The sequence below is a fragment of the Bradyrhizobium sp. WSM4874 genome (genome assembly GCF_055811835.1).
The window spans coordinates 50,916-61,030 of sequence record NZ_JBVVPR010000024.1; the positions used below are offsets into that span (position 1 = coordinate 50,916).

Here is a 10,115-nt window from a genome sequence, read left to right on the forward strand (position 1 = left end):
CTGTTCAGGCCGTCGCGGCCGGGTGAACGCTCACGGATGAGGGCTGCAAAGGCGCTGTTCATTAGACACGGCGCCGAGAGGACTCCGGAAGGACGCGCGCTGCTGCTGCTGCGGCAGTGCCTCTCGCCCGCCCAACGGCGGCAATTCGGGGAAAAGGGTTATTTCGAGGTAATCGGCGGCGATACGGGCAACCGCTACAGATCTATGCGGGAGCGGCTGCGAATGTCTGCGAGATCGGCGAAAACGGTCGCCCAAAGATAGGCTTGTGTTTCCTGCCCGTTGGCGACCTTCCGATTGGAGACGTCATGCTGGCCCAGAAGATCGCGCTCGAAACGTGCGAGGGCAGCGCGCTCGCAGTAGCCCGAAAGTTCACTCCCAGCGGTTTCTTGTTCAGCCGGTCCCGCCCGCTTCGGTAGCCGCGGCGTTGCGTCGCGCGTCGGTGACGTTGCGTGCTGCCCATCGCCGCTGGCAAACCGCAGCGGTATGCTTGGAGCGATAGGTAGAGTGGAAGTCGTCCCACTCAGGGGCCCGACCGCCGCCTTCGCCGGAGAAAGCTTTGCGGGCTTCGTCCACAAACACCTGATCATGAACAGCGCCATTTCCCGGAACGAAATGGCTTAACACTAGCGTTTTGACCCCTGCGGCTTGAGCCACTTCGCCCGCCTGTTCGAGCGTAAGTGCATTCCTTGAAACACTTTTAAAGAGGTTGTCGGCGGTCTCCTTATCGAACCTGCCTACTTTCACAGCTGCATCGAGCACCTGACGCATTCCCGGAAGATATTGCGCCTCGCACACGAACACGTCAGCGCCTTTCGCAAGATTGATGAGAGCGTCGGTCTTTCGGGTATCACCAGAGAAAACGATAGAGCGATCTGCAGTGTCAAAGCGATAAGAGAGCGCCACTGGGTACCGCGGGCGATGGCCGAAATACTGGGCGCTGCAGCGCGCCGAACCTCCAAAAGCCGTGTGACGGTGGATATCACCTCCTAGGCGCGCGATTGCCGAAATCGCGAGTATAGAGATGGCCAGGGAGCGCCGCGCCTCTGGGTGAGGCGAGTATCACCGTCAGAGAGGCATCGATTGGACGATCCGATTTAGCCCTGCCATTTTGAGGATCCCAACCGCTACCCAAAGACTCTGTAACGTTGGTCCGCAGGATTTCAGATTAGCTGCCGCTGCGGCTGCAGCGGTCGGATATCGATCCTGCCGTGAACTGGGCGCAAGGGCAGTCCCCGGGCGCCTACGTCAGCCTCCAGATCCGTCCATAATGCGATGGGATATTTAGATCTACTTGCCGGAGCGAAAGCACGTTCCTCAGGTCGAGGGCGCCGCCATGCAGCTCTTCCGCGTAGTCACCGGCCATCGGGAACCAGAACGGGACGGTCCGGTCGGTGTCGCTGAAATTGACAGCGACCAACGTGTAGTGGGCGCCTGCGTAGCGCGCGAACAGCAGAACTCCGCACTTCTGATCGCGATCCCAATCGTTGAAGAAGAAGTACGTGCCCTGACGAATGTGGTCGCGTTGCCGCCGGATCCGCAGCAGCCTGCGGACCAGGCTTACGATCGGCCGGCCGGACTCATCGTAGAAGAAGTCCCACCGCATCGGTCGCAAGAGCGAGACGCGGCCCATTCCGAAATCGGGGAGGAAATAGTTTTCGGCGAATTCCTCGCCTTGCCAGAGCATCGGAATTCCTTTGCTCATCAGAAGGCCGATCAAATAGGGCTGCAGCATGTACCAGCGCGCCCGGTCGCCCTCGGCGAACAGCGGATTCCGGCTTCATCGGGGTTGGAGGTGCCGAAATTGCACAGGAAGCGTTCGTGATCGTGGTTCTCGATGTATTGAAGCGCGGTCTTGGGGATGTCGTCGCCGTTGACAATCTCCCGGTCGGGGTAGCCGAAGAGACCGAGCTGCAGACCGAGGTCGGCGAGCCGGCCGCGATCCCCCTGGGCCACCGCGCGTGCCGCGCCATAGGTGCCGTTCTGCCACGTGCAGTTGGAATAGGTCGACCGCAGCACGTCCTCCGGGGCTTCGAGCTGCTCGGCCATCTGCACGAGCCTCAGCGGCTTGCCGGCCGCTCCGTCGAAGCGGCTCCAGTACGGGCGACCTGCGGCGATGTTCGCCTTGGTCAGCTGGTGCGTCTCATAGACGAGGCTCGCATAGCCCACGCCCATCGGCCCGTCCCAGTAGTTCGGGACGCAATCGTAACGGAAGCCGTCGACGTGATAGACCTCCAACCAATGGTGATTTGCGGTGTAAAAGTAGTCCCGCGTGATCTCCCGATCGAAATCCGTGCTCTTGCCGAAGTTGCTGAAGTAGTCCTTGGCAAACGGCCCCATGAACGGATTGTCGCGGTACCGCAGCCGCGTGTAGGCGTCGTAGTACGGGAAATCCACCCCCGTATGGCCATAGACGACGTCCACGATCACCGCGATCCCGTGCTGATGGCAGATGTCGACCAATTGCTGGAAATCCCACCGGTTGCCGAAGCGCTCGTCGACGCCGAAATAGCCGATCGGCAGATAGCCCCAGTCGACCGAGTTGCCGACGTTGGACAGCGGCATGATCTCGATGGCGTTGATCCCGAGGTCGGCCAGGTAGGCAACGAGCCCGCGAGCGCGGTCGAGGTCGCTGCCGAACTCGGCGATGTTCACCTCATAGAGGATCAGATCTGCCAGCGCCGGCGTCCGCCATTGCGCCTCGCCCGCACTCCAGACGTAGGGCTCATAGCCTAGGGTGAAGGCGGATTGCCTGCCGACACCGAACTCGCGCGCGAAAGGGTCGATGATCCAGTCGAGCGTGCCTACGCTCGGATTTGCGATCGTGTAGCGATAGACGTAGCGGCCCGGATTGCCCCAGGCTGAGCCCGGCACTGCAGGCGGCATACCGGCGATGGGCACCGTGACCGACCAAAAATCCCCATACGGCGGACGAACTCTGTGTGTGAGCTGAAGTTCCCGAGCCGGAAACGCCTGAAGAAACTGATCTGCCTCATGGATGATCTTAACGGTGACGACGTTGCCATCGGCCGCCGACACCCAAGGGAGCCAGAGTCCGAACGTCACCGTGCCGCGTGCTTCGACGGCGCCCAACGATCCGAGTGGCATCAAGTTCATGCCACCGCGCCTTCCAACGACTTCCACTGAATGTTGCGAAAGAACACGCGGCCCGTGTGCGTTTGCAGGCCGATGAAGCGCGGGTCTTGCGCGGTGGACGGCAGGCCGCGGCGCGGAGACTGCGGATCGCCGGCGAAATGGAAAATGTTTACCGCCTGCCCGTTCAGCGCGACCGTGATGTCGGCCCCATCGACGGTGATCTCATAGTTGTTCCATTCTCCGACCGGATGGACGGTCAATGGTCCGTCGGTCGGTCCCTTGAAGGCGTAGACTGCACCCGTCCTGTGGATCGGCGCATTGTCTGGACGGGCCAATTCGTCGATCTGAATTTCGAAGCCGAAGTTGACGCCGACATAGGCCGTGTTGTCGTAGCCTTCGTTTCGAGGGTCGGGGAAGCCGATGAAGACACCCGAATTGTCGCCGGGTGCCGTCATCATCCACTGCAGCCGCAGAACGTAACGAGGAGGCGTGGGGCGCTTTAGCCAGAGCAGCCCAAGGTCCGTTCCCGTTCGCGCCTCGAGCACGCCGCGCCGGACCCGGAACGAGCCAGGGTCGTTCCGACCAGGCTGGTTGCTGATCGTCGACATTGTCCAGTCGCCAAGAGAGATGCCATCGAACAGCGTCTCGAATCCCGCATCGGCCGCGAGGGATGGCGGCGCCATGATCAGGTCGCCCGTGCGGCGCGACAGCGCGATCCCGGTCAGCATCGGGTTGGGAGAGCCGATGCTCGGGAATAGCGCGGGGCCGGCCGCATACAAGTTTTCGGTGTGATGGAAGCGTCCGTTGCCATCGGTGACGCTCGCGGCCGGGTCGGTGCCCATCCAAAGCGTCCCGGCTTCATGATGCGTCGTCCCGAGCCCGTCCTGGTTGCTCTGGAGCACCTGCATCGGCTGCCCGTTGGCGAAGATGGCGGCGACCTTCTGCATTGTCGCATCCATGGCGGCCCAAAGATCCTGATCTCGCTGTGTCGGTGTTAGCGCAACCGATGCGCGACGAACGCCGTATTCGTCGGTGCGCGCGCTCAAATCGACCCGGCTTGGGTGGGCGGCGGGATTGGCCGGATCGGCTGGCTCCATCTCTCCGAGCCCCCTGATTGCAATTGCGACATGCGTATCGGTCGAGGTCCGCAGCTGGTCATAGAAGTCGACGTCGGGCACCTTGCGGTAGAGTTCGTCCTCGCCGCCTACGGTATTGCCGCCGCCGCTCGCAGCAATCTGAAGGTGGAAGTGGCCAATCAGATCACCATTCGGGCGCGTCGCCCGTCCCTTCACGAACATGGCCGCGGTCTGCAGTTCGTTCACCGCCGACGAAAGCCCGGAAATCGCCGAGCGCGGCACGCGGATGACAAGGTTTGAGCGAAGGTGAGCGATCAGGTTCTTGCCGACGAGCGGCAGGGTCGGAAAGCCGGTGCCATCGAACGACGCCAGAGCGAGCCGCGCGTTCTCGATCGTGCCGAGCGCCATGATGACGGCACCGCCCGGAGCCAGATCAATCGGGCCGCGGCTCGTGTCGATGCCGGAGATGCGCCAGGTGCCTGCCGCGGTCGGCACGCTACGCAGCGTCAACACATGCGTGTCGGGCAGCACCATGAATTCCTTGACGGAATCGTTGCCGTTGGAGTCGCTCGCCGCGGTCCGAGCCGCCTTCATCAGCAGCGGAACGACGCTGAACTTGTTCAGCGGAAAGAACCCCGCATGTGGCGGGCGCGCCTGCACAGCAAGCGGCGCTTCCAGCTTCAGCAGGTTCAGCAGGTCGTTTTGCGAAAGCCCGCCGCTCGACGACAGACCGAGCAACTGTGCGGGGTCGGCGCCAGGCTTCAGCAGCGGCGAGGGTGGGAGCGCGTCGAGCGTAATCGCCCCGGGCACGCTGGACAGATTGTCGAAGAGCTGGCGACGAAGCGCGTTTTGCAGTTCACCGAAAATGAAGTCGTTCGCCTCGTCGACACCGATCTGCCACGAACTCTCATCGAAATAGCGGCCGTTCAGTTCGGCTACGGTATTTGCCGGCCAACCCGACATCTCCTCGTCCAGCAGACGAGGCGACCAACCGCCCCAATAGAGTGATCGGCCTCCGAGCGTATACGCCAGTCCCTTGAAGGGAATGGTCGACTTCCAAGGAATGCCCCAAACCTCGTTGCGTGGCGGCTCAGGCTGCGGCAGGTTTTCGTTAAGAAAGAACGGATTGGTCGGATCGCCAAACCCCTGGATTCCCGTGTTCTGGACGTGCTCAGGAACGGTGAACAGCCCGGCGTCTACGACCAGTGTCCGTAATCCGCCGCCACTCTGCTTCTGACGAAACCACAGATGCTCGGCGATAGCCGAGCCGAACGTACCGGCTCCCACAATGATGAAATCGAACGGACGCCCGCCTGCGGATTTCCACGCATCAACCTCCGCTAGGTTGTTGCAGAGGTAGCGGCCCTGGATGTCTTTGGTGAACGAGGTCGTCTCGGTAGTGATCGCCATTGCCCGCCTCCTGGTGCAACCCTCGAACTCGCTTTCCTGTTAGGGCACGATCTCCTTCAACCTTAAATGAGCTAGTTCACAGATTGCTCTTACTTTCAGCCGCAGCGAGAGCGGCCTCGCTGCGCGGGATCGGTCGAGTTCCAATCTTCGTACTGGAGCCGCTCCCGGCGCCAATTGGAAACGCGGCACCTCGCAGGACCGTCGAACACGCTCTAACTCTTCGACACGGGCGAATACCTTTCTCGCGGCCGGCTGGCAGAACGTCACAACGGCGCCGATCGGGATGCGACGCGGCACGGGAGCGGGGACCATTCGGGAGATCAGGACGTCAACTCAGGCGCGGTAACGACAAAATTCGTCACCGTTCTCATATTCAAAGCAGATCTTGACGCGGCAGCGCGGTCGATCCTCATCGCGATATCGGGAGCGACGGTCCATATCTTCATCATCGCGCTGCATCCGCCTATTGGGGCGATGGTCCATATCTTCCATCATGCGTCCCACGGCAACCAATGCTGCTTTTGGCAAGCTACCAAAGGGTACGGTCGAAACGTTGGTTAAGCCTGAGAACAAGGCGACCCTGACTTAGATCCTCACGTACCACTTCCCTCCCACAGATGTGGCGCTCGCGCTGTTGCGCCGCGTCGAGGGTCATTCGCTTTGTGAGTTTAAGGGCGTTGCGGAATATCGGACGATCAGCGTCGGTGGGCGCCGCTGTCCTGCGACCGGGAATCCCGCCTTGGCTACCCTGTTCGCCGTCGAAGGCTCCGATCATGACTCCGCCGCCATCAGCGCCGGCGTGCGAACCACATTCCGAGCACGAACGCGACCGCGAGCGACTGCAGCGGCGCCTGGACGGTTGCTTTCCGGAGACGATCGGCCCAATTCGCGGCGGGGTCTTTCTGGGATTGCGGCCGGCGCGTCTCTGGCGCCTGTTCCTGCTCGTTCACCAGCCCGGAGGCTTCCGTCATCGCCGAGGCTTCCTTGATGTCCATGCGCGGGTGAACCCGGTCTCGGGCGCGGTGGCGCTGGGCACGTTGCTGGCGGCTGTGACGTTGCCGGTGGTGGTGTGGGTGGTGGCGAGGTGAGGTAGGCTGTGCGCGATAACTCGCTTTTGGAGTAAAAACTTCTTTGATGTCATCCAGCTGTTTGGCATCGAACGCAATCCCCACATCAGCGTTCGTGGCGACACCTTGTCGTCGCTGTCCAAGGCTGTGGTCTGCGTGAACCCCTGACAGCACACTCGTGATAAATCCATTTCGGCGCATTTGAACCGTTCCAAACGCTCAACTGACCAAAAAAGACCTGCAATATAGGAGCAGTTCCATGGGCATTCCCAAAGATGGGACGGTTTCGGTCCGCATCACATGCGTTGGTCACGCCAGCCGACGCTGGAGAGGTGCCCGCACGAAGGCGGCGGCGTCCGCACTGAATCAGCGCCTGTCGGAATTCAGGGCGAAAACGATCTTCGACCAGGTTGATCCCATCGTCAAAATGCAGCTGCCGGGATTGCCCGTCGCGCTTGGCCAAAAGGCAGTCGGGAGCACGGAACCGTTTCCGACGGCCGGCGAAGATAACGCCGCCATCGATCGCAGTGTCGTCCTCATGGTCGACCTAGTTTGGACAGGTACGGGCGGTTACAAGAGGGTGCACCGTCCGCCTCGGCTTGTTTATGCGCCGAGCACCTTCTGGGAGATGAAAATCGCAGCGCTCTTTGGCGCCTCGGGTATCGGCGTAAAATCGAGCTTGCTCCGCGTGAAGATCAAGAACTTGAGTACAGGGCGCGAACTGTCGCTTTTTGGGCCGATTATCGGCGGTGATCTGACCATCGGACCCGGCATGTTCAAGAAGGTGCCCAAGGTGTCGCCCGTCAGCTTCGACAAGTTCGATCCCAAACAATTGCGGGATGCGCAAGTGGGCAAGCCCGTCGTGTTCACGACACCGCTCATGGACTTCGAAGACTGGATCAACGGATCGGAAGGCCAGCTCGTGCGGGTCGTTCACGGTCATCTTAAAACCGGCGTGACCAAGTCGCAGACCAGCTTTCTCCAGTTCGTCAGCGTCGATACTCATCCCGGCTCATTGGTCTTCGATCTGAAGGCGCTCGGTTTCTCGTTGGGTATTCCCGAGGTATCCAATCAGGTGCAATCCGGAACACTCAAAGCCGAAAATCATCCGTCAGACCAGTATCTCGTCGACACACCTGATGACGTTATTCCTGTCCAAGTCGCACAGCACCGCAGCGAAGGCCTTCTGATCAGCTTCCCAACTGAAAAACATAAATGGACGGATTTGAGTTCGAGCGAGCAAGAGGAAGTGAAGCGATTTGTGTTGAACAGAACGGCAGCCATTCGCGCTTTGTCTGACTTCAAGGATGTGGTCGCCCCGACGCCGTGATGGGGCGGGTAGCTGGCAGACTGATTTCCCGACGGAGCTGTGGCTTCGTGCTTCGAGGGCCGTCCAGTCATGGCCGTTGCGCGTGAACAGCCGGACACGGTTGCCGTCACGCTGGACGATCAGGCGATAGCCGTCGTGCTTGATCTCGTGGATCCAGTCGGGACGGTCGGGGACTTTGGTGCTACGAGTCGGCAGACAAGGCTTAAAGGAGGATTTCAGCATTCCGGGAAAGATAGGCACTCTCGAACGCGAATCCAGCGGCTCTCGCGCGCTTGAAACGATCGTACCAGTCCGCCATTCCATCTGACGAAAAACGTTCATTCGACGTGGGAAGCGCCCATCTCGGCAAATGCACGGATTCGAACTGCTCCCACACATACATGCCGTTCAATGGATAGCGCCTCTCGGAGGACCAGCCAGCTGCGGCTTCCTCGGCCGTGAAAATTCCGTCCCTTTGCGCTTCCAGAACCTGACCAGTGAGCGCTTGTGCCCACTGATGACGGCAGCCTGGTGAGCACTCGCGATGGCCGCGCGGATGCTGTAGTCGCGATCACTGACCCAGATTTCCAGAAACGGTTGCCGAGCTTCGTTGGCGCGGCCGTAGGAGTGATAGAACCAAAGCCCGAAGTCGCCGTCGCTCTCATCGACCTTCAGCTTGGCCTGCCATTGTGGGTAGACCAGCAAGCCGGAGATCTCGTATCCACGGGTACCAGCGATGTTGTGAGTGGTGCTTTTGCCGAAGCCGGTCACCTTCGTTACGCTGGTGATGTAAACGTCGAAACAGTCCCGCTCTGCAAAGGAAGCTTGCGTCTTTTCATCCCAACAAGGCCGTTGTTCTTTGACCATTTTGCCGGATCGGTGCTGTTGACCCAAAGGTGCTATTCAACGTCTAGCGTGATGTCCGGCTTCTGTCCGTTCTTCGGATGCTAACCGGGGAACTCGCGGAACTCCTTGACGAGATTAAACGGAATTTTCCACCCGGCGCCTCCGTCGCGCATCAGCATCTTGATGTCCTCCGTCCTGTTTTCTTTTCCGGTTTTTGGATCGGTCTCCAGTGTGTGGCCGTTGCTGTCCCAAGGTTTGGTCGCGCTCTTCGAGTAGTAGCCGAGAAAATGCCCGGCTTCATGGGCAGACGTGTTAGGCCCGCGTTGCGAGCTGATAAAGGCAAGGTCCAACGATCGAACAAACGAGCCATTGGGGAAGGAGCCATTGGACAGAAGCTTGTCGACACAGAAAATGGTTAAGTGGGCGCCCCGGACTTTGTGTTTGGCGAAGAAGCCCTTCAGTTTTTCGACATCGATCATATCGGGAAAGGTCGCCAGGCTCGCATCCTTCATGCCAGTCGCGGTGGCGAGCTCCTGTTTGATGGCAGCCTGCGCGTCGTCGATGAAGAGCCAGTCGCTTGGCACTCGCTCGAAGCGGATGTTGGCCTGCGGCTTCCATATATTGTTCATCGTCAGCAATTCATCTTGCTCGCTGCAAGGCTTCTTGGCGTGAAACATCGGAGCGCCGCCACTGCCCGGAACCATGACATTGCGGAACGCCACCTTGATCTTGATTTCCGGCAGCACGACGACATGGAGCTTGGCTTCGATCTTCCGGTCGGCCGACCGGGCCACCACCTCCAGACCGGGAAAGCCAATCGGCTTAATTCGGCCATTGATTTCGAAAAACCGTGCATCGCCATTGAATGTGGCGGGAAGTGACGCCGCCCTGAGCTGCGGATCGATATCGGGTGCGGAGAATGCATCTCTGGCCTGCATGACGCGTCTAAGGGTATCGGCGCCATCGATCTCCTTTATTGCGAGGGCATGGGCGTTAGGATCGACTTCGAGCTTTCTTCCGGGATCGATCAGGGCCACGATGTTCGAGCCGCCGAACGGCACCACCACGCCTGGCGGGCTGCGGCGCTCATCGATGCCGGAGCGGCGGAAAACCTCCTGGAAAGCGGCCATGTCCGGTTCTCCTGTTCTAGTTCGGCGCGTCAACGCGAAGTTTTGCGCGCGGGCGGTTTGAATCAAAGCGCCGGCTCAGTTGAAGTGTATGGTGTCGGGTCCGTCTGGGTCGTCAGGCCCGACAGGAAGAGCTACAGCACGAAGTAGGTGCGAAAATCGGCTAACCAGCTCGCTTTCACTTACC

The 10,115-nt window shown here is 60.3% G+C and carries 8 protein-coding genes and 3 pseudogenes; 3 read left to right on the forward strand and 8 right to left on the reverse strand.

The window, feature by feature from the left end; translation table 11 throughout:
* The first annotated feature begins 36 nt into the window (after window positions 1-36).
* Window positions 37-416 (forward strand): annotated as a pseudogene (locus AC0L3P_RS23720) (hypothetical protein).
* On the opposite strand, the gene AC0L3P_RS23725 reads toward AC0L3P_RS23720, so the two are convergent.
* From AC0L3P_RS23725 to AC0L3P_RS23740, 4 genes are all read right to left on the reverse strand, one after another.
* Window positions 391-1,029, reverse strand: a complete 639-nt coding sequence (locus AC0L3P_RS23725; protein ID WP_342761042.1) for an MBL fold metallo-hydrolase — start codon at window positions 1,027-1,029, stop codon at window positions 391-393. The pseudogene AC0L3P_RS23720 and the gene AC0L3P_RS23725 sit on opposite strands and share 26 nt — an antisense overlap.
* Window positions 1,030-1,240: 211 nt before the next feature.
* A complete protein-coding gene (locus AC0L3P_RS23730) occupies window positions 1,241-1,732 on the reverse strand; it encodes a hypothetical protein (RefSeq protein WP_473305516.1) in 492 nt (163 codons plus the stop codon).
* Window positions 1,714-3,090 carry an alpha-amylase family glycosyl hydrolase gene (locus tag AC0L3P_RS23735; RefSeq protein ID WP_275170254.1) on the reverse strand — a complete coding sequence of 459 codons (1,377 nt, stop codon included), beginning with the start codon at window positions 3,088-3,090 and terminating at the stop codon, window positions 1,714-1,716. Before AC0L3P_RS23735 ends, AC0L3P_RS23730 begins: the two co-directional genes overlap by 19 nt.
* A gap of 20 nt (window positions 3,091-3,110) precedes the next feature.
* Entirely contained in the window at window positions 3,111-5,579 is a 2,469-nt protein-coding gene (locus AC0L3P_RS23740; protein ID WP_275170255.1) for a 3-keto-alpha-glucoside-1,2-lyase-like domain-containing protein, read from the reverse strand.
* A 508-nt stretch (window positions 5,580-6,087) separates the two neighbouring features.
* Between AC0L3P_RS23740 and AC0L3P_RS23745 the strand changes: the two are divergent.
* Window positions 6,088-6,291: pseudogene (locus tag AC0L3P_RS23745) on the forward strand (DUF427 domain-containing protein); the annotation flags it as partial.
* Window positions 6,292-6,367: 76 nt separating this feature from the next.
* Here the strand turns inward: AC0L3P_RS23745 and AC0L3P_RS23750 are convergent.
* A complete protein-coding gene (locus AC0L3P_RS23750; protein WP_275170256.1) occupies window positions 6,368-6,574 on the reverse strand; it encodes a hypothetical protein in 207 nt (68 codons plus the stop codon).
* 331 nt (window positions 6,575-6,905) lie between these two features.
* Between AC0L3P_RS23750 and AC0L3P_RS23755 the strand changes: the two genes are divergently transcribed.
* Window positions 6,906-7,976, forward strand: a complete 1,071-nt coding sequence (locus tag AC0L3P_RS23755; RefSeq protein ID WP_211397511.1) for a hypothetical protein — start codon at window positions 6,906-6,908, stop codon at window positions 7,974-7,976.
* 66 nt (window positions 7,977-8,042) lie between these two features.
* Here AC0L3P_RS23755 and AC0L3P_RS23760 read toward each other — a convergent pair.
* From AC0L3P_RS23760 to AC0L3P_RS23770, 3 genes and pseudogenes are all read right to left on the reverse strand, one after another.
* Window positions 8,043-8,354 (reverse strand): annotated as a pseudogene (locus tag AC0L3P_RS23760) (hypothetical protein); the annotation flags it as partial.
* A 9-nt stretch (window positions 8,355-8,363) separates the two neighbouring features.
* The gene (locus tag AC0L3P_RS23765) at window positions 8,364-8,822 is read right to left on the reverse strand and encodes a hypothetical protein (RefSeq protein ID WP_275170257.1); all 459 of its coding nucleotides are present in this window, start codon (window positions 8,820-8,822) and stop codon (window positions 8,364-8,366) included.
* Between the two features lie 80 nt (window positions 8,823-8,902).
* Window positions 8,903-9,931, reverse strand: coding sequence for a hypothetical protein (locus AC0L3P_RS23770; protein WP_275170258.1), 1,029 nt, complete (start codon window positions 9,929-9,931; stop codon window positions 8,903-8,905).
* Between the last annotated feature and the right edge of the window lie 184 nt (window positions 9,932-10,115).

Excerpts from the sequence above, each read along its gene's own strand:
- AC0L3P_RS23730 (WP_473305516.1), bottom strand. The coding sequence starts at position 1,732 with ATGCTGCAGCCCTATTTGATCGGCCTTCTGATGAGCAAAGGAATTCCG.
- AC0L3P_RS23740 (WP_275170255.1), bottom strand. The coding sequence starts at position 5,579 with ATGGCGATCACTACCGAGACGACCTCGTTCACCAAAGACATCCAGGGC.
- AC0L3P_RS23750 (WP_275170256.1), bottom strand. The coding sequence starts at position 6,574 with ATGGACATCAAGGAAGCCTCGGCGATGACGGAAGCCTCCGGGCTGGTG.
- AC0L3P_RS23755 (WP_211397511.1), top strand. The coding sequence starts at position 6,906 with ATGGGCATTCCCAAAGATGGGACGGTTTCGGTCCGCATCACATGCGTT.
- AC0L3P_RS23765 (WP_275170257.1), bottom strand. The coding sequence starts at position 8,822 with ATGGTCAAAGAACAACGGCCTTGTTGGGATGAAAAGACGCAAGCTTCC.
- AC0L3P_RS23770 (WP_275170258.1), bottom strand. The coding sequence starts at position 9,931 with ATGGCCGCTTTCCAGGAGGTTTTCCGCCGCTCCGGCATCGATGAGCGC.